31 protein-coding genes are annotated in these 26,731 nt (G+C 56.3%); 15 read left to right on the top strand and 16 right to left on the bottom strand.

Features of this window, described 5'->3' with window-relative positions:
• Positions 1-101 precede the first annotated feature (101 nt).
• Positions 102-803, top strand: coding sequence for a DUF1223 domain-containing protein (locus C0U40_RS06170; protein ID WP_180957635.1), 702 nt, complete (start codon positions 102-104; stop codon positions 801-803).
• A gap of 12 nt (positions 804-815) precedes the next feature.
• Here the strand turns inward: C0U40_RS06170 and C0U40_RS06165 are convergent, their stop codons facing one another.
• Genes C0U40_RS06165 through C0U40_RS06150 form a run of 4 tightly spaced genes read right to left on the bottom strand, consistent with a single transcriptional unit; the run spans position 816 to position 2,980 of the window.
• Positions 816-1,715, bottom strand: coding sequence for a DMT family transporter (locus C0U40_RS06165; RefSeq protein ID WP_101654903.1), 900 nt, complete (start codon positions 1,713-1,715; stop codon positions 816-818).
• Positions 1,715-2,368, bottom strand: a complete 654-nt coding sequence (gene nthA, locus C0U40_RS06160) for a nitrile hydratase subunit alpha (RefSeq protein WP_101654902.1) — start codon at positions 2,366-2,368, stop codon at positions 1,715-1,717. Before nthA ends, C0U40_RS06165 begins: the two co-directional genes overlap by 1 nt.
• Complete coding sequence (locus C0U40_RS06155; RefSeq protein WP_101654901.1) at positions 2,358-2,639, bottom strand: SH3-like domain-containing protein; 282 nt, start codon at positions 2,637-2,639, stop codon at positions 2,358-2,360. Before C0U40_RS06155 ends, nthA begins: the two co-directional genes overlap by 11 nt.
• Positions 2,636-2,980: an SH3-like domain-containing protein gene (locus tag C0U40_RS06150; protein WP_286134815.1), complete on the bottom strand. Its 345-nt coding sequence runs from the start codon at positions 2,978-2,980 to the stop codon at positions 2,636-2,638. Before C0U40_RS06150 ends, C0U40_RS06155 begins: the two co-directional genes overlap by 4 nt.
• A 73-nt stretch (positions 2,981-3,053) precedes the next feature.
• Here C0U40_RS06150 and C0U40_RS06145 point away from each other — a divergent pair, with 73 nt between their 5' ends.
• On the top strand, positions 3,054-3,944 hold the full coding sequence (locus tag C0U40_RS06145; RefSeq protein ID WP_101654900.1) for a glycine reductase: 891 nt from the start codon (positions 3,054-3,056) through the stop codon (positions 3,942-3,944).
• Positions 3,945-4,002: 58 nt separating this feature from the next.
• Here the strand turns inward: C0U40_RS06145 and infC are convergent, their stop codons facing one another.
• Positions 4,003-4,554 (bottom strand): translation initiation factor IF-3, encoded by a 552-nt coding sequence (infC, locus tag C0U40_RS06140; RefSeq protein WP_101654899.1) that lies wholly within the window; start codon positions 4,552-4,554, stop codon positions 4,003-4,005.
• Between the two features lie 215 nt (positions 4,555-4,769).
• On the opposite strand from infC, the gene C0U40_RS06135 reads away from it, so the two are divergent.
• Both C0U40_RS06135 and C0U40_RS06130 read left to right on the top strand, forming a co-directional pair.
• The gene (locus C0U40_RS06135) at positions 4,770-6,041 is read left to right on the top strand and encodes a hypothetical protein (protein WP_145991894.1); all 1,272 of its coding nucleotides are present in this window, start codon (positions 4,770-4,772) and stop codon (positions 6,039-6,041) included.
• A gap of 194 nt (positions 6,042-6,235) precedes the next feature.
• Positions 6,236-6,817, top strand: a complete 582-nt coding sequence (locus C0U40_RS06130; RefSeq protein ID WP_145991893.1) for a hypothetical protein — start codon at positions 6,236-6,238, stop codon at positions 6,815-6,817.
• A gap of 62 nt (positions 6,818-6,879) precedes the next feature.
• Here the strand turns inward: C0U40_RS06130 and C0U40_RS06125 are convergent, their stop codons facing one another.
• The gene (locus C0U40_RS06125) at positions 6,880-7,377 is read right to left on the bottom strand and encodes a hypothetical protein (protein ID WP_101654896.1); all 498 of its coding nucleotides are present in this window, start codon (positions 7,375-7,377) and stop codon (positions 6,880-6,882) included.
• Positions 7,378-7,505: 128 nt separating this feature from the next.
• Between C0U40_RS06125 and C0U40_RS06120 the strand changes: the two genes are divergently transcribed.
• Positions 7,506-8,498 (top strand): hypothetical protein, encoded by a 993-nt coding sequence (locus tag C0U40_RS06120; protein ID WP_180957634.1) that lies wholly within the window; start codon positions 7,506-7,508, stop codon positions 8,496-8,498.
• Positions 8,499-8,525: 27 nt separating this feature from the next.
• On the opposite strand, the gene C0U40_RS06115 is transcribed toward C0U40_RS06120, so the two are convergent.
• From C0U40_RS06115 to hisA, 4 genes are read right to left on the bottom strand one after another with little or no spacing between them, the layout of a single operon-like run.
• Positions 8,526-8,843 (bottom strand): phosphoribosyl-ATP diphosphatase, encoded by a 318-nt coding sequence (locus tag C0U40_RS06115; protein ID WP_101654895.1) that lies wholly within the window; start codon positions 8,841-8,843, stop codon positions 8,526-8,528.
• Positions 8,844-8,847: 4 nt separating this feature from the next.
• Positions 8,848-9,606, bottom strand: a complete 759-nt coding sequence (gene hisF / locus C0U40_RS06110; protein WP_101654894.1) for an imidazole glycerol phosphate synthase subunit HisF — start codon at positions 9,604-9,606, stop codon at positions 8,848-8,850.
• Positions 9,599-9,877, bottom strand: a complete 279-nt coding sequence (locus tag C0U40_RS06105) for a hypothetical protein (protein WP_101654893.1) — start codon at positions 9,875-9,877, stop codon at positions 9,599-9,601. Before C0U40_RS06105 ends, hisF begins: the two co-directional genes overlap by 8 nt.
• Entirely contained in the window at positions 9,874-10,596 is a 723-nt protein-coding gene (gene hisA / locus C0U40_RS06100) for a 1-(5-phosphoribosyl)-5-[(5-phosphoribosylamino)methylideneamino]imidazole-4-carboxamide isomerase (protein ID WP_101654892.1), read from the bottom strand. Before hisA ends, C0U40_RS06105 begins: the two co-directional genes overlap by 4 nt.
• A 135-nt stretch (positions 10,597-10,731) precedes the next feature.
• On the opposite strand from hisA, the gene C0U40_RS06095 reads away from it, so the two are divergent.
• A complete protein-coding gene (locus C0U40_RS06095; protein ID WP_101654891.1) occupies positions 10,732-11,121 on the top strand; it encodes a DUF2147 domain-containing protein in 390 nt (129 codons plus the stop codon).
• A gap of 29 nt (positions 11,122-11,150) precedes the next feature.
• On the opposite strand, the gene hisH is transcribed toward C0U40_RS06095, so the two are convergent.
• The 3 genes from hisH to C0U40_RS20295 all read right to left on the bottom strand — a co-directional run bounded on the left by hisH (position 11,151) and on the right by C0U40_RS20295 (position 12,974).
• Positions 11,151-11,786 carry an imidazole glycerol phosphate synthase subunit HisH gene (hisH, locus tag C0U40_RS06090; protein ID WP_101654890.1) on the bottom strand — a complete coding sequence of 212 codons (636 nt, stop codon included), beginning with the start codon at positions 11,784-11,786 and terminating at the stop codon, positions 11,151-11,153.
• Positions 11,783-12,376 (bottom strand): imidazoleglycerol-phosphate dehydratase HisB, encoded by a 594-nt coding sequence (gene hisB / locus C0U40_RS06085; protein ID WP_101654889.1) that lies wholly within the window; start codon positions 12,374-12,376, stop codon positions 11,783-11,785. The genes hisH and hisB overlap by 4 nt, the downstream gene beginning before the upstream one ends.
• Before the next feature lie 121 nt (positions 12,377-12,497).
• Complete coding sequence (locus C0U40_RS20295) at positions 12,498-12,974, bottom strand: tetratricopeptide repeat protein (protein WP_101655405.1); 477 nt, start codon at positions 12,972-12,974, stop codon at positions 12,498-12,500.
• A gap of 54 nt (positions 12,975-13,028) precedes the next feature.
• Here C0U40_RS20295 and C0U40_RS06075 point away from each other — a divergent pair, with 54 nt between their 5' ends.
• From C0U40_RS06075 to C0U40_RS06040, 8 genes are all read left to right on the top strand, one after another.
• Positions 13,029-14,165, top strand: a complete 1,137-nt coding sequence (locus C0U40_RS06075) for a cytochrome-c peroxidase (protein ID WP_286134813.1) — start codon at positions 13,029-13,031, stop codon at positions 14,163-14,165.
• A gap of 163 nt (positions 14,166-14,328) precedes the next feature.
• Positions 14,329-15,252: a LysR family transcriptional regulator gene (locus tag C0U40_RS06070; protein WP_101654888.1), complete on the top strand. Its 924-nt coding sequence runs from the start codon at positions 14,329-14,331 to the stop codon at positions 15,250-15,252.
• Between the two features lie 51 nt (positions 15,253-15,303).
• On the top strand, positions 15,304-16,269 hold the full coding sequence (locus C0U40_RS06065) for a LysR family transcriptional regulator (RefSeq protein WP_101654887.1): 966 nt from the start codon (positions 15,304-15,306) through the stop codon (positions 16,267-16,269).
• Between the two features lie 18 nt (positions 16,270-16,287).
• Positions 16,288-16,956 (top strand): SOS response-associated peptidase, encoded by a 669-nt coding sequence (locus tag C0U40_RS06060; protein ID WP_101654886.1) that lies wholly within the window; start codon positions 16,288-16,290, stop codon positions 16,954-16,956.
• Positions 16,957-17,013: 57 nt separating this feature from the next.
• Positions 17,014-17,907: a LysR substrate-binding domain-containing protein gene (locus C0U40_RS06055; protein ID WP_101654885.1), complete on the top strand. Its 894-nt coding sequence runs from the start codon at positions 17,014-17,016 to the stop codon at positions 17,905-17,907.
• 93 nt (positions 17,908-18,000) lie between these two features.
• Positions 18,001-19,167 (top strand): aromatic ring-hydroxylating oxygenase subunit alpha, encoded by a 1,167-nt coding sequence (locus tag C0U40_RS06050; RefSeq protein ID WP_101654884.1) that lies wholly within the window; start codon positions 18,001-18,003, stop codon positions 19,165-19,167.
• Positions 19,164-19,382, top strand: coding sequence for a hypothetical protein (locus tag C0U40_RS06045; RefSeq protein WP_101654883.1), 219 nt, complete (start codon positions 19,164-19,166; stop codon positions 19,380-19,382). The genes C0U40_RS06050 and C0U40_RS06045 overlap by 4 nt, the downstream gene beginning before the upstream one ends.
• A gap of 64 nt (positions 19,383-19,446) precedes the next feature.
• Positions 19,447-21,867, top strand: a complete 2,421-nt coding sequence (locus C0U40_RS06040) for a GcvT family protein (protein WP_101654882.1) — start codon at positions 19,447-19,449, stop codon at positions 21,865-21,867.
• Positions 21,868-21,905: 38 nt separating this feature from the next.
• Here C0U40_RS06040 and C0U40_RS06035 read toward each other — a convergent pair whose 3' ends face one another.
• From C0U40_RS06035 to C0U40_RS06025, 3 genes are read right to left on the bottom strand one after another with little or no spacing between them, the layout of a single operon-like run.
• Positions 21,906-23,219 (bottom strand): NAD(P)/FAD-dependent oxidoreductase, encoded by a 1,314-nt coding sequence (locus C0U40_RS06035; protein WP_180957632.1) that lies wholly within the window; start codon positions 23,217-23,219, stop codon positions 21,906-21,908.
• Positions 23,219-24,589 (bottom strand): glutamine synthetase family protein, encoded by a 1,371-nt coding sequence (locus tag C0U40_RS06030; RefSeq protein WP_101654881.1) that lies wholly within the window; start codon positions 24,587-24,589, stop codon positions 23,219-23,221. The genes C0U40_RS06035 and C0U40_RS06030 overlap by 1 nt, the downstream gene beginning before the upstream one ends.
• Positions 24,582-25,271 (bottom strand): type 1 glutamine amidotransferase, encoded by a 690-nt coding sequence (locus C0U40_RS06025; protein ID WP_101654880.1) that lies wholly within the window; start codon positions 25,269-25,271, stop codon positions 24,582-24,584. The genes C0U40_RS06030 and C0U40_RS06025 overlap by 8 nt, the downstream gene beginning before the upstream one ends.
• A 153-nt stretch (positions 25,272-25,424) precedes the next feature.
• On the opposite strand from C0U40_RS06025, the gene C0U40_RS06020 reads away from it, so the two are divergent.
• Positions 25,425-26,648 carry an acyl-CoA dehydrogenase gene (locus C0U40_RS06020; protein ID WP_101654879.1) on the top strand — a complete coding sequence of 408 codons (1,224 nt, stop codon included), beginning with the start codon at positions 25,425-25,427 and terminating at the stop codon, positions 26,646-26,648.
• Positions 26,649-26,731: the final 83 nt, after the last annotated feature.

Below are 26,731 nucleotides of genomic sequence, written 5' to 3'. Positions count from 1 at the left end.
GGGTTCAGGTTTGTAACATTATCCTCTCGAAACCTTTATTGGCAAAAGCCCGAAAAGAACGGTTATAAACGGGTTAACACTCATTGATGCGAGCACAGTACATGCGCAGATTTCTGGCCGCTTTGGCCATTTCCACAACCGGTTTTATTCAGACGGCACAAGCAGGTGACTCTGTGGTTGTGGTCGAGCTTTATACCTCTCAGGGGTGTTCTTCCTGTCCGGAGGCGGACGAAATTCTGTCCGAGATTTCGGAGCGGGAAAATGTGCTCGCGCTTGGTTTGCACGTGGACTACTGGGATTACCTCGGTTGGCAGGATCATCTGGCTCAGCCCGAATTTGCTGTGCGGCAGGCGGCATTCAACGCAAAAATGGACAGCAAGTACCGGCTTGTGACGCCACAGATGATCTTTAACGGGCGGGATTATGTGGCCGGTGCAAAACGCCAGAAGATTCTCGACTACGTCGAAATGCTTTCTGCCGAACCGGAGCGCGCGAATATCGTTCTTTCACGGGATAACGGGGCGCTCAAGATCGTTTTGACACCGGTGAAGGGACAGTCCGTCCCGTCCGATGTACATGTGATTTCTTACGAACCGAGCGTCAAGGTGAAGATCAAACACGGTGAGAATGCAGGCCGCATGGTGGATTATGTGAATACTGTGACGGGTTGGGCGACGATCGGCCAGTGGGATGGTGATTCTCCAATGAGCCTGACCCATCCGGTAGAAGCATCTGCCCATTACGCTGTTGTTGTGCAGTCCGAGAACCTTGGTCCTGTGCTTGCAGCACGGCAGCTTGACTGAGCCTTTCGGTCCCTACGACGGGTTCGCGTTTTTCGAGCCGAAACTTTCCCGATACCAGACGTAGACGCCAGCAAAGACGATGACTGCGCCGCCGATAACCGTTGCGCGGTCCGGTACCTCTGCAAAGAACATATAGGCCCAGAACGCATTGAACAGCAGCGTGAGATAGCCAAAGGGCGCGAGATACGAGGCTTCGGTGATCGTGAAGGCGCGGATCAGGAACAAGTGGCCAATGCCGCCCACAACCCCCATCATCGACATGCGGGCAACATCCGGCAATGACGGAGTTGACCATACGAAGGGGACGATGAAACAACTGGCAATGCAGCCGATCAGGGCAGTGTAAAGAAAACTGGTCCAGGGGCTTTCTTCCTGCCCCAGAAATCGGGTGGAGATAGCGTATCCGCTGAAGCAAGCGGCGGCCAGTGCGGGCAGAAGGGCAACCGGCGAGAACACATCCGAGCCGGGACGGATGATAATCATTGCTCCGACAAGACCGACGAATACCCCGATCCAGCGGCGCGGTCCGACCTTTTCCTTCAACACGAAATACCCCGCAATTGTCAGGAAAAGAGGCGAGATTTCAAAAATCGCTGTAGCCGAGGCCATTTCCATAAAAGCCAGAGACGTGAAAAACGACATGGTTGCGCCAAACAGGAAGGCGGAGCGTATGATTTGCAGCATCAGGTGATCCGTGCGCAGCAACCGCCGCAAATGGGGCGAAAGCACTATGAATGCTATAACGGTCTGCGATGTATAACGGGCCCAGACGACCTCTAGCGGGTGGTGGCGCTGCGAGAGCGATTTAGCGATAGTGTCCATGATGGAAAATAAAAAGATGGTCAGGATGAACATCAGCGCACCCCTGGCCAGCGGACCGAGCCCGCTCCAGTACCGGTTGAACCTTGCCATTACGGGTGCCGCGCGGTGGCAACACCGATCATGGCATCGCGGCTGACCAATTCGGCCAGAGCAGCTTCGTCCAGCCCTTCTGTCCCTTCAGGACGGGCAGGCACCACGAGATAGCGCATATCGGCGGTGCTGTCATGTACGCGCACCTGTGTCGATTCCGGCAGTTCCAGCCCGAATTCCGCCAGAACCTTGCGCGGCGTCTTTACAACGCGGGAGCGATAGGCCCGTTGTTTGTACCAGTCCGGCGGCAACCCGAGAAGGTTGCGGGGATAGCAGGAACACAGCGTACAGACGACAACATTGTGCGTGCGGGCTGTATTCTCCACGGCGATGAGTTTCAATACGCCGGGTTCAATCCCCAGTTCGCGGATCGCTTCTGTTCCGTTTTCCAGTAACCGTGCCTTGAAGGACGGGTCTACCCAAGCCCGTGCCACGACCTTCGCCCCGTCCGCAGGTGAGCGACGGTCCATCTGTTCGACGGTTTCTGTAATCTCTGCCGCGGTGACGATACCCTTCTCCACCAACAGTTCACGCATGGCAATTTCCATGGCCTGCCAGCGGGTTAGCTTGTGATCCTGATCTGGTCTATAGGGATGCCCTGACGGGCTGAGCCCGTCGGTATCATGGGAATGGTCGTGGTGGTCATGGGGCATTTATCGGATCCAACCAGTGTTCGTAAATTTCAGCTTCAAGAATATCGGCAGGGTTTTCCGCTTCCGCTCCCCAAAGTTCGCCCATCGTAAAGCGAACCCGCAACAGGCGTCGGCGGCTGGCCTCATGCCCGTAGGCGAGCTCTTCAGGGTTGCCAAAGGGACCAAGTTCACGTTCGATCTCACCGGTTTTGCCGCGCAGGTACATCGGCGCGCGGACATGGCCGGGGGGATGCCAGTTTTTCACGCGAACCTTCTGCGGCAGTCCCATCATTCACCCGATCCGGCACATTCGCCGTAGGTTTCACCGCGGGCCTGTACCTGTTCCATGCGTTCGGCCAGCTCGGCTATGGTGTAAACACCGGCTTCCAGCAGATTCTGGTTTACCGATTGCACCCAGCGCTCGTAGTAGGACATTGTTTCAAAGGCTTCTTCGCCCATATCCTCCAGCACGCGGCGCAATCCGTCCACGGTGAAATAGCCCTTTCCGGAGGTCAGAACCTGCAAGGCATCCACCCGCTTTTCCCAAAGCGCGAAATCATGCTCCTCGCGTTTGATCTCTCCGGCGGGCTGGCCGCCCATATCGTGCCAACGGTGAATTTTGTCAGTTTCCATAAGGTGACGTTAGGGGAGTTGGATTGCAGGAGCAAGGCACGTAACGTAGGGTAAATTCAGAACGGGAGATGACATGACAGCGGACCAACCATTGGCCTATATCCCGCGCATTCGCGCCTATTATCAAGCGCTTGGCTATGGCGCACCTTACGAATGGGCGGCGTATGATACTGTGCCTTTTTCTCCTTTGGTCAAACCCCTTGGTGCGGCACGGATCGGAATTGTCACTACGGCAGCACCGTTTAAAGCGGGGGCGGGTGAACAGGGCGCAGGCGCACCCTATAACGGGGCTGCAAAGTATTTTGAGCCCTTTGCTGCGCCGGTAAATCCCGAACCCGTATTGGGGATTTCCCATATCGCTTATGATCGCGTGCATACATCCGCTGCGGATCAGCGAAGTTATTTTCCGTTACAGGCGATGCAAAAGCTGGCTGCCGCCGGATACATCGGGGCTGTTGCAGAGCGGTTTTACGGGCTACCCACCAACCGGTCCCAGTCGCGCACGCGGGAAGATGCGGCGAAGCTGGTCGCATTCGCGAAGGACGACGCGCTGGACGGGGTGGTGCTGGTGCCCAATTGTCCGGTGTGCCATCAGTCGGTGTCTATTGCGGCCCATGCTCTGGAGGCTGCGGGTATTTCTACGGTGGTGATGGGGTGTGCACGGGATATTGTTGAACGGGTTGGCGTTCCGCGGCTGTTGTTCAGCAATTTCCCCTTGGGCAACGCTGCAGGTTTACCCGACGATCCAAAGGCGCAACTGGAAACAGCGCGTCTGGCGGTTACTATGCTGGAAGAGGCTGCTGCACCGCGAACCACGATGCAATCGCCGGTTTTGTGGTCCGGTGCACCCGACTGGCAAAAGGACTACTCCAACCCCGACCTGCTGAGTTCAGAGGAAATTGCCGCGAAACGGGCGGAATTTGATAGGGTGAAAGCGCAGGCAAAAGCTGTAAAGGCCCAATAAAAAAGGCGCCCGGAGGCGCCTTTCAATCTCTGTTGTCTCCGAAAATAGGAGCTGCCGCTTATTTGCTGACGGGGCCGATCATCATAATCATCTGACGACCTTCCATCTTGGGCATGTTTTCCACTTTGCCGGCCTCGGCTTCGGTTACAGCATCTGCAACACGGTGCAGGAGTTCCGCGCCCAAACGCTGGTGCGCCATCTCACGACCGCGAAAGCGCAGGGTGATCTTTACCTTGTCGCCATTGCCCAGAAACTTGAAAACATTACGCATTTTCACGTCAAAGTCGTTGCTATCCGTATTGGGCCGGAATTTGACTTCTTTGACTTCAATGATTTTCTGCTTCTTGCGGGCTTCGGACTCGCGCTTTTGCTGTTCGTACTTGAACTTGCCGAAATCCATAATCTTACAGACAGGTGGCTTGGCATTTGGCGAGATCTCAACCAGATCCAAACCGGCTTGTGCGGCCAGTTCTCTTCCGCGCGCAGGCGTGACAACGCCGACGTTTTCGCCTTCTGCTCCGATAAGACGGATTTCGTTGGTTGTAATGCGTTCATTGACGCGGGGGCCGGTGTCGCGCTGTGGTGGCGCGTGATGAGGTCTGCGGGCTATCGGTTTCTAGTCCTTTGTAGCTTTAAAATGTGCTTATTATGTAGCCCTGCACCGCGAAAGGTTCAACCTCCCATTTCTGTTCGGACCGGAAAACGCAAGGCATCGCCTGAAATTCCAATTAGGTCTTGCAAGCTCTGTCCAAATCCCCAAGCTGAGAAGCGCACTATTGCCACTGCGGATTTGGGAGTGGCTTGTTAAAAGACCAAGGGATGGAAATGAAAAAGATTGCTGGATTTATCGCGCTCGGGCTGATCGTGCTGATCGCTGTGTGGGGCTTCGTAGACAAGACCTCGCGGGATCGTCAGGCTGTATTTGACGCCGCAAAAAATGAAGCCGAAACAGCGCAAGTGGCTGCTCAGACTGCTGCTCAGGCGCAGGCAGATGCCGTGGCGCGGGCCGAAACTGCGGGTGCTGCGGTGGAAACGGCCCAGCAAAACGTGACCGACAAGGAAGCAGCAGTCAAAGCTGCTCAGGACGCCGTTGCAGCAGCGGAGGAAGCCGTCGCGGCAGCCGAGGCAGCCCTTCCGGAGGCCGAAACTCTGGTGGAAAAGGCTGCGCAAGCGGCCCAAATTGCCCGTGACGCCGTTCAGGAAAAGTCTCTGGATGGACCAAAAGCAACGCTTGAAGGGGCCAAAGCGGCCTACGCCAAGGCACAAGATGACATCCTCGACGCCCAAAAGGCACTGGATCAGGCCGAATCTGACGGTCAGAACGAAGTCGCACAAGAAGCCGTAGCCGAACGGGAACTGAACAGCGCGACTGCCGCGGTTGAAGCCTCTGCCGGTTCTGCGCGCAATGCACGTGACGTTGCCGAACAGGCGGAAGCCAATGCCGAGGCTGCGGAAGGAAAACTGACTGAACTGGAAGGGCAGGCTGGTGCATCCGGCAGTGAAGGCAACCAACCGGTTTTAGACGAAACCCTTCTGGACCAGACCCGCAAGGCGGCCGAAACAGCGCGCGAGGCTGCACGGGCCACGCAGGAAGCATTGGACGCTGCTGAAACCAAGGCTCAAAGCGATCAGGCACAGGCAGATTCTGCCCGGGAACGTCTTGAGACTGCGACAGAAGCTGCGGCATCTTTCAAGAATGCGATCGCCGAAGCACAAGCCGCTCTCGACGATGCGGAAGCGGCAGCAGAACAGCGCCGCGCGGAGTTGGCACAAGCGGAATCCGAGTACGAGACCGCAGCCTTGCTGGTCAGCGACGCCGAAGCGGCAGCCGGTGATGCTTCCAACGCGCAGGCACAGGCAGAGGCTGCGCTTCAGACTGCGCGTGAGTCCATCGAGAATGCCAAGGCCAGCTTGGATCAGGCCAAGGCAGAACTGGACGCAGCAATGCAAGCAGAAACCGAGGCGAGATCCGCTGTAGAAGCAGCACAGACCGAGGCTGCCAATGCTCAGGAAGAAGCAGCCGAAGCCGCAGAACAGACAACTGCGCGTCAGTCTGCCGCCGACGAGGCCCAGAGCCGTTTCGAGGCGCTTCAATAGCCTAGAATGCAGTGTATCCTTTTTAGGATAAAGAATTACTTAAATGAAAAGCGGCGGCAGTTTTGCCGCCGCTCTTGGTTTCAGCGCTTTTCAGCCTATATGCCTTTCCACCAATAACTTAGCCCTTGCCGTTGAAGTTCTTTCCACGCAGATGCGGGGATGGTTCAACAATCATGAAGAAATGGAAAAATACCGTGAAGAACATATTAATCATTGGTGGTGTAATCGTTGTGGCTGCGGGCGGATTCCTGATCTGGTCCCAGAACCAGCCAGCGGAAACCGTCGATGTGACTGTCACGACTGTTCCTGAAACGCCTGCGGCGGATACTGCCGAAGTGGAAGCAGAGGCCTCTGCTGCGGTGGATGCAGAAACCGAAGCTGATGTAGCGGAAACCGCGGAAACTCTGGAAGAAACTGCGCAGGATGCAGTTCAGGAAATTCAGGACACAGCTTCTGCAACGATCGACGCTGTTACCGAAGCCGCTTCGGATGCCGTTGCAGATGTCGTGGAAACGACGGAGCAGGCTGTTGACGCCGCTCCGGAGGCTGCTGCGGCGGCTGTAGAGGCTGTACAGGACACTGCATCAGCGGCTGCAGAGGGCGTAGCCGATATGGCCGGTACGGCTATGGAAAGCCTGAGCGAAACCGCAAATTCTGCAATGGAAGCGGCGAGCGATGCAATGGAAGAGGCGCAGAGCACCGGCGTTGAAGCGCAAGCCGAGGCTGATGCAGCGGTGAAAATCCAAACCGAAGAAGAGAACGAAACCAGCAACTGATTTCGTAAGCGCATAGATGGAAGAAGGGGTCGGTTTCCGGCCCCTTTTTTGTGCAGTACAGTTCAGGGAATCATCACCGATTTACGCTCGTAGCGGTTCTCATCCGTAGTTTCGTCGTCATAGGTAATCCGTACCGTTACAGATTGAACCGAACCTAAGGGAAAACCGGTGTATATCTTCTGGTCTTCTGCCAGCACATTCGGGTTGGGCAGGTCTTCATCGCAGATACCAAGAGGCCAGACGTTAAAGGTTTCTTCATCGTTCAGGCTGTAGCTTATCTGTGTCAGCCCGCATCGCCAGGACAGAAGATGTGTAAAATATAGCAAATCCTGCTCTCCGTACTCGCGAAGCGCGATCCAGTTTCCCTTGGTCGCGGTCAGGATGGGTTTGATCTGGGCAGCAGTTACAAACTTGGTTTGCGCCAAAGCCGGATGAGGGAGTGTCACCGCCAGAACGGGCGACAAGCACAATAACACGATTGTACCCGCGATTTTGGCGCGGTTGTTTCGTCCAGTCTCACCGCTTGAAAGGATTGGAGGGAAAACAAAGTTTTTGCGCATAACAGGACCTCTCTATACTGAAATTCTGCGTTTCCAGACCGGATTTGCAAGAAATTTCGCCCGACGGGTTTGACTCCATTCCATTTTTTGCCCCGATTGGCTATAGGTCGGCAAAACAAGAACGGGCAGTGGCAGTGGCACAGGACTATAACGTTTATGCAATCGTACAGGGAGGACGGCTCGAATACGAAGCGGTTCTTTTCATCGCTTCGTTTTTTAACCGGAATCCTAATTTTACCGGACGCCTGATCCTCGGTGAACCGCAGCCTTCGGAGCGCTGGGACTATGATCCGCGCATACAAAACCCGCAGGTGCGTCGCCTTTTGCAGGATCTTGGCGCTGAAATCGTTCCCTTCCAGAACGGCGTTTTCGGCAGCCGCTACCCGAACGGAAACAAAATCATTGGTTTAACGGCCTTGCCGGACAACGAACCTTTTGTGTTCTTTGACACGGATACCATTTTCACCGGCCGGCTGAATACAGTTCCGTTTGATTTCAATCGGCCAACCGCATCCATGAAACGGGAAAATACATGGCCGGAGGTGGATCTTTACGGGCCGGGTTATGGAGAGATGTGGAAGTCTCTCTACGATAAATTCGATCTGGACTATGCCAGTTCACTGGACCTGTCGCAGCCCGATGAATACTGGAAACGTTATCTCTATTTTAATGCGGGGTGGTTTTTCTACAAAGACCCCGCCGAATTCGCCACCTATTTCACCCATTATGCGAGCGAGATTGAAAGGGATCCACCCTGGCAAATCGAGACACAACAGCTCTATCCGTGGCTGGACCAGATCGCGCTGCCATTGGTGATCCACAAACTGGGCGGGGCACGGGATACAATCCCTTCCGGCCTGCTGGACGGATCGGTGAGCTGGCATTACCGCTACCTGCCGCTGCTCTATGCAACAGCACCTGACGAGACGGTAGAGGTGTTGGAAAAAGTGCTTGCCCCGAACCCGATCAAGAAGGTGGTGAAGGCACACGAACCTTTCCGCCGGCTTGTGTTCCAAGGGAAGGGGCAAAAGCTGCGGGATATGTTCGACAGGGATAACCTGCCGCGAAAAGAACAGGCGATCCGGCAGCGGATCAAGAAAGCGAATATGTGGTACCGATAGGGCGGGCAGTGCCCGCCGCTTTCGGGATTACTTGGAGCGGGACTGCTTTTCCACAATACCGGAAGTGCCTTCACGCCGTTCCAGCTCTTTGTAGACGTCCTCAAGCTTTACGTCGTGCGCGGAAAGCATCACCAACAGGTGGAACAACACATCAGCGGCTTCCTCGGTCAGCTTTGATCTGTCGCCTTTCACCGCTTCAATAATGGCTTCTACGGCTTCTTCGCCAAATTTTTCGGCGCATTTTTCCGGGCCGCGGGCAAACAGCTTTGCCGCGTAGGATTTTTTGTCGTCAGCCCCTTTGCGGGACTCAATGGTGCGGGCCAGCCGCGTTAGTACATTTGCCATGTTATCAGAGCCTTACCGGTATTCCTGCGGCCTGCATGTGCTGCTTGGCCTCTTGAATTGTGAAGTCGCCAAAGTGGAAGATTGATGCGGCAAGGACGGCCGACGCGCCGCCTTCCTTCACGCCATCCACCAGATGGTCGAGCGTGCCGACACCGCCAGAGGCGATTACGGGTATGGCAACGGCGTCTGAAATCGCGCGGGTCAGGGGCAGATTGAAACCGGCGCGCGTGCCATCGCGGTCCATACTTGTGAGCAGGATTTCTCCGGCACCTTTTGCTGCCATATCCCTCGCGAACTCTACCGCGTCAATTCCGGTCCCTTTGCGCCCGCCGTGTGTGAAAATTTCCCATTTTCCGGGCGAGACCGTTTTCGCATCAATCGCCACAACGATACATTGTGATCCGAAACGGTTTGCCGATTGGGCCACCACATCAGGATCGGCAACAGCGGCGGAATTAAAGGAAACCTTATCCGCGCCCGCCAGCAAAAGGTTGCGCACATCATCGGGCGAACGCACACCACCGCCGATGGTCAGCGGCATGAAGCATTGTTCCGCAGTGCGCCGCGCCACATCAAACATGGTGCCACGGTTTTCGACCGTTGCCGCGATGTCCAGAAAACACAACTCGTCCGCGCCAGCCGCGTCATAGGCTTTCGCAGATTCTACAGGGTCGCCTGCGTCTATCAGGTCCACGAAGTTCACGCCTTTCACAACGCGACCGTCTTTTACATCAAGGCAGGGAATAATTCGGGTTTTAAGCATTTCGTTTCTTCAACCAGTCAAGCGCATACATAGTACAGCCGCCGAGTAAAATCCATGCGACAAGGAAGGCCCAGTTCGACATAAAACCGACCGGTGTGGCGGTGTCGTACAACCAGCTGTAGTCGCGTCCCCAAGCGGTGCAATGGGTTATGGTGCCATCGTTATAGGCGCAGCTTCCGATCATATCCGCAATTACCGCAAATATGGTGGTACAAAGAAACACCATCAGCGGCAGGGTATAGAGAATGACGAGGATCTGTTTCAGTTTCATGCCTTCAGAAGTGCCGCGGCATCGGCCACGTTGATTTGTCCGTCATAAAGCGCACGGCCGGAGATGGCGCCGTCCAGTGGCGCCCCGCAATCCTTGAGCGCCTGAAGGTCAGCCATAGAAGATACACCACCCGACGCAATCACAGGGATGGAAACCGCGCGGGCCAGATCGGCAGTAGCTTCGACATTCGGGCCTTGCATCGCGCCGTCGCGGTTAATGTCGGTGTAGATGATCGCGGCAACGCCGGCGTCTTCAAACTGGCGGGCCAGATCGGTCACGTTGATTGTGGTTTCCTCGGCCCAGCCGCGGGTTGCGACCATACCGTTGCGCGCATCAATGCCAACGGCCACATGACCGGGGAACGCTCTGGCCGCTTCGCGCACAAGATCGGGATTCTCCACCGCAACGGTGCCAAGGATGACCCGCTGCAACCCTTTGGACAGCCAGCCTTCGATGGTGGCCATGTCGCGAATACCGCCGCCAAGCTGGGCAGGGACTATAACGGACTTCAGGATGTCCTCCACAGGGCGGGCATTCACCGGTTCCCCTGCAAAAGCCCCGTTAAGATCCACCAGATGCAGCCAGTCACAGCCCTGATCCACAAAGGCCTGTGCTTGTGCGGCCGGATCATCATTAAACACGGTCGCCTGATCCATCTCGCCTTTGTAAAGACGCACGCAGGCGCCATCTTTAAGGTCAATCGCAGGGTATAGAATCATGGTGTCGCCCGAAGTTTTGTCTTTCCGCTTTCCTCTAGCCCCATAGGCGCCGAATTGCAAAGGTCCGCTTTCCCTTGGGTTTTGCTTGACCGGCGGCAGCGCTCTGCGCAGGATCAAAAAAACAGGGAGGATACTATGAAAAAACTGGCAATAATCGCAGTACTGGCGAGCCTGTCGGCTCCGGCTTATGCGGATGATATCTATGGCACATGGCGCACGATTGCGGATGACAACGGAAACTCGGGTCATATCAAGATCAGTTCCTGCGGCAGCAAGATCTGCGGTGTTCTGGTCAATTCCTTTGACAGCAACGGCAAGGCGTTCAAGTCGGAAAACCAGGGACGCAAGCTGATCTGGGATATGGAAAACAAAGGTGGCGGAAACTATGGCGGCGGCAAGGTTTATTCGCCTGACCGCGACAAGACCTATTCCGGCAAACTGGTGCTAAGCGGGAACAGCCTGAACGTCAAAGGCTGCGTGCTTGGCGTGTGCCGCAGCGGCGGATCATGGGCGAGGGTGAAGTAGCCAAAAGCCTGAACTGAAATGGACCCCAGTTAAGGGTTCCATTTCAGAAAGTTTCCGATCAGGCGCAATCCGGTCGCCTGACTTTTTTCAGGATGGAACTGGGTGCCGATGATATTGTCACGCCCCACGGCTGCGATGATGCCGCCTCCGTAATCCACTGTCGCCACGATGTCGGCGGGGTTTTCGGGAACCAGATGGTAGGAATGCACGAAATAGACGTGATCGCCTGCTGTAATACCTTCAAACACAGGGTGATCCGGTGACTGGTTCAGGCTGTTCCAGCCCATGTGCGGGATTTTCAACGCCGGATCGTTCGGTGTCAGGGCGACCACTTCGCCCTTGATCCAGTCAAAGCCCGTGTGGTTGCCATGTTCGCGGCCCCAAGTGGCCATCATCTGCATCCCAACGCAGATTCCCAAAAACGGATTGCCCGCTTTGACCTTTTCTTCGATCGCGCCGAACAGCCCGTCAATCGCGCCAAGTTCCTGACGGCAATCGGCAAAAGCACCAACACCCGGAAGAACTACCCGATCCGCACGGCGCACCTGTTCGGGGTCGTCTGTTACGATGATGTCACCACCGCCTACTTCAGCCGCCATCCGCTGGAAGCTCTTTTCTGCAGAGCGCAGGTTGCCGGAGTTATAATCAACAATTGCGGTAATCATTCGGACAGGGTGCCTTTGGTTGACGGGATCGCATCAGATTTGCGCGGGTCGGTTTCAAGCGCTGCACGCAGGGCCTGCGCGACCGATTTGAAAGCGGCTTCCACGATGTGGTGGCTGTTAAACCCGTCAAGCGCTTCAACATGCAGGGTAATGCCTCCCTGCATGGCAAATGCAGTAAAGAATTCGCGCACCAGTTCGGTGTCAAAACTGCCGATTTTCGCGGTAGGCAGATCGACTTTCCAGACCAGATAGGGCCGTCCCGACAGATCAAGGGCAGCACGTACCAATGCGTCATCCATCGGCAGCAGGCAGGAGCCATAGCGCCGGATGCCCCGTTTGTCGCCCACAGCCTCGGCCAGAGCCTTGCCCAGCGCCAGCCCCACATCTTCGACGGTGTGGTGGTCGTCAATGTGCAGATCGCCCTTGGCCCGCACCTTCATATCAATCAACGCGTGGCGGGACAGTTGATCCAGCATATGATCGAAAAAGCCGACGCCGGTTTCATTGTCGTAAATGCCGGTCCCATCGAGGTTGATTTCAACCGTAATGGCGGTTTCGGCGGTGTTTCGTGTCAGGGTCGCTGTGCGCATGGGGCAGGGCCTTTGCTGGTGTTTGGCTGCGTTATAGGCTGGCTGTGCAACTGTTCCAAGGGGGAAGATGGATCAACGCGCAGCGCGGTGTCCGATGTTGCAGTCGGATCGGATTTCTGTGTTACTCGGGGCTGAAGGGGAACAGATGCCTGCGATAATCGGACAGCAATGGCACAAGACGGGATTTATCCTGTTCCGACAGGTTGCGGCGTTGCTGGGCCAGATGTGCCGCAGCGCCTTCTGCCTTTGCTTGCGCAGCAAGCTCTGCCCAAAGTGCCGCACGAAGGGGATCAGAAGCAGCCAGTCCGGAGCCGCTTGCGTAGGATTTGGAAAGATGCAATTGCGCGGCCGGATGGCCCCTGCCTGCGGCGCGTTTCAGAAATTCCACGCCGCGCAAGGTATCAACAGGATGCCCGAGACCCAACATATATATGCGCCCCAAAAGGAACTCGGCTTCTGCATTCCCCGATTGCGCGGCAGGGGTAAGAAGCGCGACTGTTCTGGTAAATTGTCCCCGCTGGAACGCATCGCGCGCCATTTGCATTTCAGCAAGCGCGGGGGCCGCAAGAAAGCAGGCGGCAATGGCAAGTTTGCGCATCGGTTTATCCTTTGCTGTGCAGGGCTGTTCGCAGGGGTAGCACAGGCGCAGGAGTTGCCCAAGCCTTTGGTGGCGGGTGATTTCGCGACTTTCAGCGAGCAGGAAGTTGCTCTTGGTCGTGCGCTCTTCTTTGATCCGGTGTTATCCGGCAACCGGAACATAAGCTGCGCGACCTGTCACAATCCTGCCTATGGCGGGAGCGATGGTCTTGCGCTCGGGATCGGGGCAGGGGGAACAGGGCAGGGAACAGACCGCCAGATGGGACAGGCGTTGCAACGTCAGGCCCGTAACGCTCCGGCGCTCTGGGATTTGGGGGCACATCAGGTGCGGAGGTTGTTCCATGACGGTCGGGTCGAGCAACAAGGGGCAGTGATCCGTTCCCCTGCAGGGGAACATTTGCCGGAAGGGTTAAAAAGCCTGCTGGCGGCGCAGGTACTGTTTCCGCTTATCGCACATACCGAAATGGCCGGCCCTCCTGAAAGCAATGAAATCGCCGCGGCTGTTCTAAAGGGGGCGCCCGACGCTTGGGGCGCCATTGCAAAGCGGGTTGGTGCGGTCGCAAGCTATCGGCAACTGGCAGGCCAAGCCGAGATCGACATAGCAGGAATCGCAAACGCTCTGGCGGCCTATATTTCCACCACTTTCCGCACCAACGGATCGGATTTTGACCGGTATCTTGCGGGGGAGCGTTCTGCGTTGGATGCGGACCAGCGTGCGGGCATGGCCCTGTTCTACGGGGCGGCACAGTGCAGCCAATGCCACAGTGGCCCGTTACTGTCGGATCAGGCGTTCCATAATCTTGCGGTGCCGCCCCTTGGGCCGGGTCGTACCCGCCGCTTTGATCCCGTAGCGCGGGATACAGGGCGTCTGGCGGTCACTGATCGCATTGAGGACAGTTACCGGTTTCGCACACCGTTCTTGCGCAATGTCGCGCAGACAGCGCCCTATGGCCACAATGGCGTTTTTCCGACATTAAACGCTGTAATCCGGCATCATATGAATCCCCTTGAAAGCCTGGACTCCTTTTCAGTGCCCGAAGGCATCGGCCACTATGTGGATGCTACAGAATTGCGCCGCAGGCGCGCAGCATTCGAAGCCTATCCGCCAAAAGCGCAGGTGCCCACCACACTGAGCCAAAGGCAGGTGGAGCAACTCATCCGCTTTTTGAACAGTCTGTCCGCACCGCAGTAGCTGCCAAATCTGCACCGGAAAACGCTTTTTGGTCCTCTTCTCTCTAAGGTAGTTGTTGGGGCGGAAATATTCAACCTCCCGTATATTGAGCGGGGGAAACTTTCCTGCTACGGTAACGTTAACGTTGTTTGTCCCTTTATTATTCAACATTGGCCAGACTGGCATGATTGACCCACATTTCGCGATGATCGCCTTTGCCTATGTCGTTGACAAAAACTCTGTAAAAGCCGGAGCGAAGGCGCTTGGGCTGTCGGAAAGTAAAGCTTCTGATCTTATCGCAAACCTTGAAGACCACCTCGGCAAACAACTGTTGATCCAGCGGGCCCGTTCGTTCGATCTGACGGCGGAGGGACACAGGATATATCAGGCTGCGCGGGAAATGTTGGAGATTGGCACCGAAGGCCTTCAGTCCCTGACCAGCGAACGCAGTTCCCGTGCACAGGTGTTGCGTCTGGATATGCCGGTGTTCCTGTCGGGCGGTATCCTGCGTGAAGTTGTGCAGGATTTCCTCCTTGCGCATCCGATAGTCAGCATCGAACTGAACTTCGAGCCGGATACCTCTGAAAAAGGACTTGAACTGTTCGATTTGGTCGTATCCTCGGACAGTCCGACGAGCGACGATATCAGTTTTCGTAAAATTGAAGGAACCGGAGCCGCCTTTTATGCCGCGCCGGATCTGGCGGAACGGGTAAAAGCCACCCCGCTCTGCGACATACCTGCAAAAATCCCGATCCTGCTTGGAACCGATTATTCCGCTTCTGATTGGGCAAAACTGTTTTACCGTGGCTCGGGCAGCGTGTTTCCGGCGATTTCCTACCGGATAAAATGCGATGATATCGGGCTGGTTCATAATTTGTGCCGGTCCGGTGCAGGGCTTGCTATCCTGCCAAAATCACGGATCGGAGCCGATCTGGTAAGTGGGCGGCTGGTGCAGGTATTAGAAGATTTGCCAGTCCGACAGCTTGAATTCTTTGCCCAATGGCGGAAAAACAACGTCAGGCTGCCGTTAATCCAAACCTTTCTGGATCATGTCGACGACAGGTTGAACCGGATGCGCGCGGAAATCTCTTACCGTTCAAAACCATGATTATAATATAAAAGGGCTTGTCCAAATCCACATGCTGTCCTTAATGGTGCCATGGTAGATACCCCTGGAAAATTATCGCTCTGGGCGATCGAAGTTTTTATTGCGGCTGTGGAAGAAGGCTCTGTGTCTAATGCGGCCAAACGTCTTTCGGCGAGCATTTCTTCCGTCTCGCAACAGTTAACCAATTTGGAAACCGCACTCGGGGCGAGCCTGCTGGATCGCAGTACGCGGCCCCAACAACTAACCCCTGCGGGCGGGCTCTTTTTAAAACGGGCCCAAAGTATTCTCTCGGAAGCCAATCAGGCCAAAGCAGAGCTTGCGGTTTACAACTTTTCCCAGATGAGCCGTTTGCGCTTGGGGCTGATTGAGGATTTTGACGCAGAAGTCACACCCGCCCTGATGGAGCAGCTTGCCGGAGCGCTGAAAGGGTGCCAGTTCCTGCTGGAAAGTGCGAGCAGTTATACCCTTACAGATGCCTTGGATTCCCGCGCTCTGGATCTTGTGGTGGTTGCGGACCTCAACATTGCCGAGAAATGGATGCAGGTGCACAGCCTGATGCAGGAACCTTTTGTTGCTGTTGCTCCCAAAGGCTATGTGGATCAGGCCAAGCCTGTATTCGAACAGTTGGAAAAACTGCCATTCGTGCGCTATTCCTCCCGTCAGATGATGGGGCGCCAGATCGAAGCCCATTTGTCCCGCCAGCGGATCAATCTGCCAAACCGGTTTGAATTCGGCAGCTATCATGCGATCCTTTCGATGGTTGCAAGCGGGCGTAGCTGGTCGGTGACAACGCCCTTGGGTTATATGAGCGCGCAACGCTTTCACGGCGCGCTTGATGTGATGCCGTTGCCGTTCAAGGCGTTGACCCGCAGCATTTCACTGATTGCGCGTCAGGGTGAAATGGACAGTATCGCCGGAGATGTCGCAGCCTTGATGCGCCCGCTGATCCGCAAGAAGCTGATGGAACCCTGTTTGCAGAAATTTCCGTGGATGGGGCCGGATTTTCGCGTGGAGTAACCGCGCAGGAGGAACCACATGTGTGGCCGCTTTGCCCTGACCCTTCCCACGGATGCTGTCGCTGGCTGGTTCGGCGCGACAGAAATCACTGCTCAGTGGGAGCAACCGCGCTATAACATCTGCCCCACTCAGGATATCCCGGTGGCTGTGCTCCACGAAGGTGCACGCCATCTGGTGCCAATGCGTTGGGGATTTTTGCCAAAATGGTACAAAACTCCAAGTGACGGCCCACTACTGATCAACGCCCGAGCGGAGACCATTGCCGAGAAGCCTGCTTTTCGCGAAGCGGTACGCAGCCGTCGCTGTCTTATTCCGGCTGACGGGTTTTACGAATGGCACCGCGAGAAGGGCAAAGGCAAGGAACCCTGGTATATCTATGCGTCAGAAGATCCGCTGATGGCCTTTGCCGGTATCTGGCAGGTCTGGACAGGAGCAGATGGCCAGCGCTCCGTTACTTGCGCGATGGTCACAACCCAAGCGGGTGCGGACATTGCCGAAGTCCACCACCGTGAACCGGTTACTGTGAAACCGGAAAACTTCGGTCTCTGGCTCGGAGAGGAAGGCAAAGGCGCTGCCACATTAATGCAGTCTGCCGATCCGTCCTATTTCGCCCGTCACCGCGTCGGGCTTGAGGTGAATTCAGGTCGCGTCGAAGGTCCGCAACTGCGGGAGCCATTGGCTGATTGAACCCGCTGCAAACATGTGTAACCTGTTCTGACAACCTATTTGTGTGCAGGTGCGCCGATGCGATCCAAACCCTATGACATGCCGCCGCTCACCATGTTGCGTGCGTTCGAGGCAGCCTCACGTCGCGGTGCCTTCAACGAGGCTGCGGCCGAGTTGAACGTTACGCCGGGTGCCGTCAGTCATCAGGTCAAGGCTTTGGAAAAATGGCTGGGACTGGCCTTGTTTACACGCGGGCACCGGTCTGTGACCCTCACGGATGACGGCGAGAGGCTGTTTGCCGTGCTCAGCCACAGTTTTCGTGACATAGCGGCCATAACGGCCTCGCTGCGCAATCAGGCGGATACACCGAAGGTAGAGATTGCGACGACCACGGCGGTTTCGTCTCTCTGGCTCACACCGCGGATCATTTCGTTCTGGCGGGAATACGAAAGCATTCAGATCAACCAACAGATCTCGGACCGTTTGTTGCAAAGGCCGATCCACGCGGATTTGGCAATCGAATACCGTCTGGTGCCGCCAAGGGAACCGGAACACACACGTTTATTCGGGGATGAACTGGTGCCGGTTTGCACACCGGCTCTGGCGGAACGGCTGCAGGGTGCAAGCCTTGAAGAACTCGCCAGAGAACCGCTGATCAACATGGACGCCCGCAACGAGAACTGGACCACATGGGCCGTGTGGTTTGATATGATGAAATATCACGGCCCCATCGCGCCTGCACGTCGGGTAAACAACTACTCCATCGCTATTCAACTGGCTCAGGAAGGGGCGGGGCTGGCGCTCGGCTGGCGCAAGCTGACAGCACCGCTTTTGGAACAGGGGGCGCTGGTGCCCTTGGATGAACATAGCTGCGCGGCTCCGGGGGCATATTACCTGATCGCAGCCAACCCCGACATGCCCGAAGCTACAAGAACCCTGTACGATTGGATGTGCGCACGTCACGTGAGCTGATTTCATCTCAAAAACAAGTTTCTCGATATTGGCACTTCGACTTTTTCACAATCATAGTCGACAGCAGGAAACCATATTGGGACGGGTGACAGGATGACAATCGCTCTTTCGGATTTGAATGCAGTAACGCAAGACGTCGCATTGGCACGCGGGCTGCCAAACGCCCATTACACAGATCAGGATGTCTTTGATCAGGAACGGAAATCTGTACTGTTCGATAATTGGTCCGGTATCGGATTTGCCAAGGATGTGCCCCGTTCCGGCGATGCCAAACCCGTTGACTTCCTCGGCGTGCCGCTGCTGATCCTGCGGGATCACGAAGGGCGGGTCCGTGTTTACCAGAACACCTGCCGCCATCGCGGCATGATCCTGATCGACAAACCTGCCAACATCCGCGGTACAATCCGCTGCCCCTATCACAGCTGGTGCTACGGGTTGGACGGCCGCCTGCGTTCCACCCCGCATGTGGGCGGGCCGGGGCAGAATGTTCACGAAGACATCAAGCGGGATGAATTGGGCCTGATCGAAATCAGCAGTTATGTTTGGCTTGACGTTGTTTATGTGAATGTATCGGGCAAAGCCGCTCCGTTTGAGGAGGTCCACAAAGACCTGATGGCGCGCTGGTCTATGTTTGAAAAGCCGCTGTATCATGCGGGGGACGACAGTTCTTTTCGTCTGGAAGTTTCCTGCAACTGGAAGCTTGCGGTAGAGAATTACTGCGAAAGCTACCACCTGCCTTGGGTTCACCCCGGATTGAACAGTTACTCGCGGCTGGAGGATCACTACAACATCACCAAAGCGGATCGTTACGCGGGGCAGGGCACACTGGTGTACCGTCAGCTTGCAGGCGATAACGAAACGGTCTTTCCGGACTTCGAAGGACTCGGGTCAGAATGGGACACGGGCGCGGAATATGTCAGCGTGTTTCCCAACGTGTTGCTGGGGGTTCACCGTGACCATTACTTCGCCATTTTGCTCGAACCCGTTTCTCTCGATAAAACCCGCGAGCATGTCGAAATATTCTACGCCCAACCGGAAGCGACTTCTCCGCAGTTCGCGCCCCTGCGTGAAAAGAATACTGCGCAGTGGAAAGAGGTTTTTAAGGAAGACATATTCGTAGTGGAAGGCATGCAAAAGGGACGGCACGCCCCGTTTTTTGACGGCGGTAAATTCTCGCCTGTGATGGACGGGCCGACCCACCTGTTCCACAAGTGGGTGGCAGATGCGCTAATCGGCGCAACGGTCGAGGCTGAAAAGTGACTCCGCTCGATCAGGCTCTGCTTGCGGCACATAACGCAAAGGACAACAGCGCTCTGGTGCGGCTTTATCGCCAAGCCGGAAAAGCTGCACTGGCGGAAGATGAAACACGGGGCTGCTTTTACCTGACCCATGCATATATCTACGCGCTCGAAGCAGGACTCGCGGAAGCGCAAGAGCTTCACTCCACGTTAAAATCATTCGGGCGTGAAAGCTGAAATCACCTTCAATGTTCCCGAAATACTCAATTTCCACCGCGCCGAATTTCCCAGGAGCCCGCAAATGAAATCTCACGCACAAGCTGTTGTTATCGGAGGCGGTCTGGTGGGCTGCTCTATCCTGTATCACCTCGCCAAACTGGGTTGGAAGGATGTGGTTCTGCTTGAACGGGACGAACTCACCTCCGGTTCCACATGGCACGCAGCGGCGAACCTGCACGGGCTGCATGACAACAATAATATCTCGAAAATCCAGTATTATACGATGAACCTTTACAAGGAACTGGAGCGGGAAACCGGACAGGGCTGTGGTGTGTTTCAGCCCGGTTCCATCTATCTGGCCCAAACCGAAGCGCGCGAACACCAACTGCGTTTGCAGGAATCCAAGGCACGGTATTTCGGTGAGAAATTCTACGAACTTACCCCTGATCAGGCTCTTGAAAAGAACCCGCTGCTAAACCTCGACGGGGTGCGCTGCATCATGTTTGAAGAGGACGGCGGCAATGTGGACCCGTCCGGTGTGACACAGGCCTATGCCGCTGGCGCGCGTCAGATGGGGGCGGAGATTTACCGCTTCTGTCCCGCAACGGCAACACGGCCGCAGCCTGACGGTAGTTGGATCGTAGAGACGCCCAAAGGCAATATCCACACGCAGTTGGTGGTGAATGTGGGCGGGCTCTGGGCGCGGGAAGTGGCGGCAATGGCAGGCGTCAACCTGCCGCTACAACCGACTGAACACCAGTATCTTGTCACGGAAACCATCCCCGAAATTGCCGCAATGAACACGCGTCTGCCTTCGGTGGCGGATCGGGACGGGGAATATTACATGCGTCAGGAAGGCAACGGCCTGCTGATCGGCGCCTACGAGAAACACCTTAAATTCTGGGCCGAAGACGGGACTCCGCAAGATTTCGGGCATGAGCTGTTTGACGGAGACCTCGACCGGATTATGGAAAATCTGGAGCGGGCAATGGAGCGGGTTCCGGTGGCAGCCACAGCCGGAATCAAACGGGTCATAAACGGGCCGATGATCTGGTCCCCCGACAGCGCCGCGCTTTACGGGCCGGTGCCCGAACTCAGGAACTATTTCTGCTGCTGCGGCATCATTCCGGGCTTTAGCCAGTCCGGTGGTCTGGGGCTGATGACGGCGCAATGGATCGTAGAGGGAGAGCCGGAATTTGACATGTTCCCTTGGGACCTCAGCCGTTTTGGTCCTTGGGCGGATCGCAAGTTCACGATGGAGAAAGTGGCAGACCAATACGCCAACCGCTTTGCCATCCATTTCCCCTATGAGGAACGGCAGGCGGGACGCGAAACGCGGTTGCGCCCGCTTTATCAACGTCAAAAGGAAATGGGGGCGGTGCACGGGTTGAACTACGGCTGGGAGCATCCGCTCTGGTATGCCGGAGAGGGGGAGACAGGGCGCGAAAGCTATGGCTTTACCCGTCAGGACTGGTTCGAGCCTGTCGGGCGGGAATGCCGTGCCGTGCGGGAACATGTCGGTGTGATTGATATATCAAATTTCGGAAAATACGAGATCACCGGCGCGGGTGCTGCCGACTGGTTGAACCGTGTGGTGGCGAACCACGTCCCGACAGAGGTTGGCCGCTCCTGCCTGACACCGATGCTGGGCCTTCGGGGCGGGATCGCGGGGGATTTCACCATCACTAAACTGGCCGAAGATCACTTTTTTATGGTCGGCACTGGCATGGCCGAACGTTATCACCAGCGCTATTTCCAGATGGTACCGCTGCCGGATACCGTGAAGTTTTCCATCGTGACCGAAGCCTATTGCGGTGTAAACGTTGCGGGGCCGAAATCCCGCGAATTGCTGGCACGTCTGACACAGGAAGACCTGTCAAACACCAGCTGGCCGTTCATGCGCTCCCGCCGCTTTACCATTGCCGGAATCGAGGCGATCGGGATCAGGGTGTCTTTCACGGGAGATCTGGGCTGGGAAATCTATGTGGCAGAGGCGGATCAGATAAAACTCTGGGATGCGTTGTTTGATTCAGGGCTGGATCTTGGCGTGGTGCCGGTGGGCAGCCGCTCGCTTGGCGCTTTGAGGATCGAAAAAGGCTACGGCTCGTGGAGCCGCGAATATTCGCCGGAGTACTGGCCGCAGGAAGTAGGCTTCGAGCGGTTGGTGAAGATGGACAAACCGGAATTTCTGGGCCGTGACGCTTATGCTGCGATCATGGACAAGCCGCCACGGGAGATACTGGTCAGTTTGCGGATAGATACGCAGGACGCTGACAGTTCAGGCGGGGAGCCGATTTTCCTGCCGGACGGAACCCCTGTAGGGCGCATCACCTCAGGGGCTTACGGCTATACCGTTGATGCCTCCTGTGCGCTCGCTTTCATCAACACGGCCCACGCGGCAGCGGGAACCGCGCTGGATGTGGCGGTGTTGGGCCGTCCCCACCGCGCGGTCATTCTGGCAGAGCCACCGTTTGATCCTGCGGGCCATCGTTTGCGCAGCTAGGGCGGGGTCGGATATTTGAACCAAAAAGAGCCGGGGCGTCACAGCCCCAGCCGGTCCCGCAGCGCATACCATGACATAGCGAGCACAAGGTTCGGGTAGCGCAGGGCGCGTCCGCCCGGAAAAGGGAAAGTCGGAACGCGGGACATGACATCAAAATCTTCGGCCTGTCCGGCAATTGCCGCCGCTGTGATCCGGCCCGCCAGCGTGGCGAGCGCGACGCCGTGGCCGGAATACCCCGAAGCGGTCAGGATATTCGGTGCGATCCTTCCGAAATAGGGCATCCGGTTCACGGTGATCCCTAGCGTGCCGCCCCATGCGTAATCGAGTTTCACGTCTTTGAGTTGCGGGTAGATTTCCAGCAAGGGCTTGCGCACCAGCGCGCGGATGTCCTTGGGAAAGCGGTAGCTGTAGGTCTCCCCTCCGCCAAACAACAATCGGTGGTCAGCGGAGCGGCGATAGTAATTCACCACAAATTTGCTGTCTGCAATCGCCACATCCTGCGAAATCAGCGCCTCTGCACCATCCTGCCCGAGCGGTTCTGTCGCCACGATGAAATTGTTAATCGGCATCACACGCGCAGCAGTTTTTTCATGTAATCCGCCAAGGTAACCGTTGCACGCCACCACAAGATGTTTGGCGTTGATCTTACCCTGTGCCGTCGTAACGATGACCGGGTCGCCTTGTTCGATGCCCGTGACTTCGGATCGTTCGAAAATGGTTACACCTGCCTTTTGTGCTGCACCGGCCAGTCCCAGCGCAAAGTTTAGCGGGTGAATATGGGCCGCGCCCATATCAAGCGTACCACCATGATAAACTTCGGTACCAAGCAGATCGCAAGCAGCCGCACGGTCCAGCGGCGTGATGTCCGTGTAACCGTAAGTTTTCGCAAGGTGTTCTGCATAGGCGTGTTCGTGGGGAACATCGGCGGCTTTCCAGTCCACATGGGCCACGCCGGGTTTGTGGGCGCAATCTATGCCATGGGTTTCGGAAAGGGATTTAACCAGTGCTTTGGCCTCTTGGGATAGGGACCACAGATGGCGGGCATCATCCGGCCCGACCATTTTTTCAAGATCCATCTGGTCCCGGCGCTGGCCGGAACCGACCTGACCACCGTTACGCCCCGAGGCCCCCCAACCGACCCGTTGCGCCTCCAGCAGGGAAACGCGAAAGCCCCGTTCAGCCAGATGCAGCGCGGTTGACAATCCGGTGAACCCGCCGCCGATGACGCAGACATCCGCATTGTGGTCCCCTTCCAGTATCGGGAAGGGGGGCAGGGTATTCGCGGTTGCTGCGTACCAGCTTTGGGGGTAGGCGCCGGCCGTGTCATTGGCGTGGAGAAGGTTCAAAGCCATCAGACGTTCATCAACAGGTGTTCCCGTTCCCACGGGCTGATGACCTCCTGAAACTCGTCGTACTCCTTGTTTTTTGCAGCTGTGTAGACGGCAGTGAACTCCGGTCCCATCATTTCAGCCAGTTCGTCATTTTCGGAGAGCAGGGTCAGGGCTTCATACATGGTGGGCGGGATGTCGCGATCCGCGTCATAAGCCTCGCCCAAAGCTGCGATCCTCGGTTCAAGCTTGTTTTTCATGCCCAGAAAGCCGCAGGCCAGAGATGCGGCGAGCCCGATGTAGGGATTGCAATCCATGCCAGCCACGCGGTTTTCAACCCGACGGGATTCCGGTGACGAGATTGGAACACGAATACCAGTCGTGCGGTTGTTCTCGGCCCATTCCAGATTGATCGGCGCCGAGAAATTCGCCACGTAGCGGCGGTAGCTGTTTACATAAGGCGCGATAAAGGGGGTGGCGGCGGGCAGGTGGGTTTGCAGGCCGGCGATGAAGTGACCGAAAGCGGGTGTCGCCTGATCTTGGGCATCGTTGAAGATGTTCTTGCCAGTTTCTTTATCCAGAACGGAATGATGGATATGCATGGCCGAACCGGGCTGGTCGCCCATCGGTTTGGCCATGAAAGTTGCATAGCAATCGTGGCGCAAGGCGGCCTCTTTGATCAGCCGTTTAAAGTAAAATACTTCATCGGCGAGCTTTATCGGATGGCCGTGCTTCAGGTTGATTTCAACCTGACCTGCACCGCCTTCCTGTATGATCGTATCAATTTCAAATCCCTGTTCTTCGGCAAAGTCGTAAATATCATCGATCACGGGGCCGTATTCGTCCACGGCAGACATGGAATAGGCTTGCATGGAGGCGGCAGGCCGTCCGGTGCGGCCGAGTTTCGGCACGACAGGCTGGTTCGGATCCGTGTTGCGGGCGACAAGATAGAACTCCATCTCCGGTGCGACCACGGGTTCCCAGCCTTCGGCCTCGTAATAGGACAACACACGGCGCAGCACATTGCGCGGCACCAGAGGCATGGGCGCGCCGTGGACATCCGTTACGTTGTGAATGATCTGCAGCGTCACATCGCCGGTCCACGGCGCCGCCGTTGCCGAAGAGAAATCCGGCGAGAGCACCATATCCCCTTCGGTATACTGGTTTTCGATGTTTTCGATATCGACGTAAGACCCTGTTACGGTTTGATAAAAAATACTGTCGGGCAGATACATCGGATCCAGCCGACCGAATTTGCGCGCGGGCATGCATTTGCCGCGGCTGATGCCGGTGGTGTCCGAGATAATACACTCCACCTCTTCAAGACGGCGGTTGGCGATATAGTCCTGAGCAGCCTGCGGGATCTTTTCGATCCATTTCAAACTATCATCCATGAGCCATGGCTCCTTTAAGAATTGCAGTAAAGAGATCGGCCATTTCCGTTTGGGATACAGGCATTCTGGTGCTTTCAATTGCAGCGAGCCGCTGGGGTTCGGGCACAACTCCGACCGCCCGCGTCATCGCCAGCCCTTCGACAAAGCCTGCCTTGAATTCGGGGTGGGGCTGGATGGTGTAGATGTGATCCCCGATTGTAAGCGCTGCATGTCTACAGAACTCTGTGCTTGCCACTGTCACAGCTTCGGGAGGCGGTGTTGTCACCTGATCCTGATGCCATGCAAACAGGGGCAGGGTGCGTCCGTCGCTCATCGGGTAATCAACGCGCCCTACAGACCAGCCGCCGCTGAATTTTTCGACCTTGCCGCCCAAAGCTTGGGCAATGATCTGATGGCCGAAGCAAACGCCGATCAGTGGCCGCTTTGCCTTGTGCAGCGTGCGGATCAGTGATTCGAGCGGGGGAATCCAGGGGTGGTCTTCATAAGCGCCGAACTTCGAACCGGTGATGATCCAGCCATCACATTCGTCAATGTTCTCGGGAAATCGGCTTTCAATTACATCATAGGTTTGAAAGTCAAAGCCGCGGTCTGCCAACATGGTCTGAAACATTTCACCGTATTCGCCGTGCTCGGCCACAAGCTGTTCGGGGGATCTGCCAGTCTGCAGAATACCGATTTTCATAATTCACCTGTAAGAGTTGTTTGGCCACAGCTTGCACAGAGTGGCAGGGGCAGGCAAGCGGATAGAACAGCGCTGCGGGCACACTTGCCAATCGGGCGGTGGTGCCTTACCCCTTTGACCAGCAAATTATATATAATAGCAGGAAGTGACATCATGACCGCGCAAGCGCCAAGCCTGAAGGCAAAAGACAAACCGGATTTGGGGTCGTTTCAGTGGGAGGACGCGCTGCTGCTGGAATCCCAACTGAACGAAGAAGAGCGGATGATCCGCGATGCAGCCAAATCCTATGCGACAGAAAAGCTCGCCCCGCGCGCGATCGAGGCTTTCGCAAAAGAAACTACGGACCCTGAAATCTTCCGTGAAATGGGCGAGATGGGCTTGCTGGGCACGACTATCCCCGAGGAATACGGCGGGATTGGCGCGGGTTATGTAACCTATGGTCTGGTCGCGCGAGAGGTAGAGCGGATCGATTCCGGTTACCGCTCCATGATGTCGGTGCAATCCTCTTTGGTGATGTACCCGATCTATGCCTATGGTTCGGAAGAACAGCGCAAGAAGTATCTACCCAAACTGGCCAGTGGTGAATCCATCGGTTGTTTCGGTTTGACAGAACCGGATGCCGGTTCTGATCCGGGCGGAATGAAAACACGCGCCGAAAAGGTGCAGGGCGGGTATGTGCTGAACGGCACCAAGATGTGGATCTCCAACGCGCCGATTGCGGATGTCTTTGTGGTTTGGGCCAAATCGGACGAACACGGCGGTAAAATTCGCGGCTTTGTGCTGGAGAAAGGCATGAAGGGGCTGTCTGCACCCAAGATCGAAGGCAAGATGTCCCTGCGTGCGTCGATCACAGGTGAAATTGTGATGGACGGTGTCGAAGTGCCGGACGATGCGCTTTTGCCGAATGTTGAAGGTCTCAAGGGGCCGTTTGGCTGTCTGAACCGTGCCCGTTACGGAATCGCGTGGGGCGCAATGGGGGCGGCGGAGTTCTGCTGGCATGCAGCGCGGCAATACGGGCTGGACCGCAAGCAGTTCAACAAACCGCTGGCGCAAACCCAATTGTTCCAGAAAAAGCTGGCGGATATGCAGACCGAAATCACACTTGGCCTGCAAGCTGCCTTGCAAGTGGGGCGCCTGATGGATGCCGCAAATGCAGCGCCGGAGATGATTTCCATCATCAAGCGCAACAACTGCGGCAAGGCGCTTGATATTGCGCGGATGGCGCGGGACATGCACGGTGGTAACGGAATTTCGCAGGAGTTTCAGGTGATCCGACACATGATGAACCTTGAAACGGTTAACACCTATGAAGGCACCCACGACGTGCACGCGCTGATCCTTGGCCGTGCGCAAACCGGCCTTCAAGCGTTCTTTTAACAAGCCTTAAAACAAATCCGGCCCTGACGATCAGCAAATCGCAGGGCCGGATTTATCAGGCTGAAACAGGCACAAAGCCAGCA

The organism is Neptunicoccus cionae (genome assembly GCF_002860325.1).
GTDB classification, from domain to species: domain Bacteria; phylum Pseudomonadota; class Alphaproteobacteria; order Rhodobacterales; family Rhodobacteraceae; genus Amylibacter; species Amylibacter lutimaris.
This window is presented reverse-complemented; position numbering and strand designations above follow the sequence as displayed.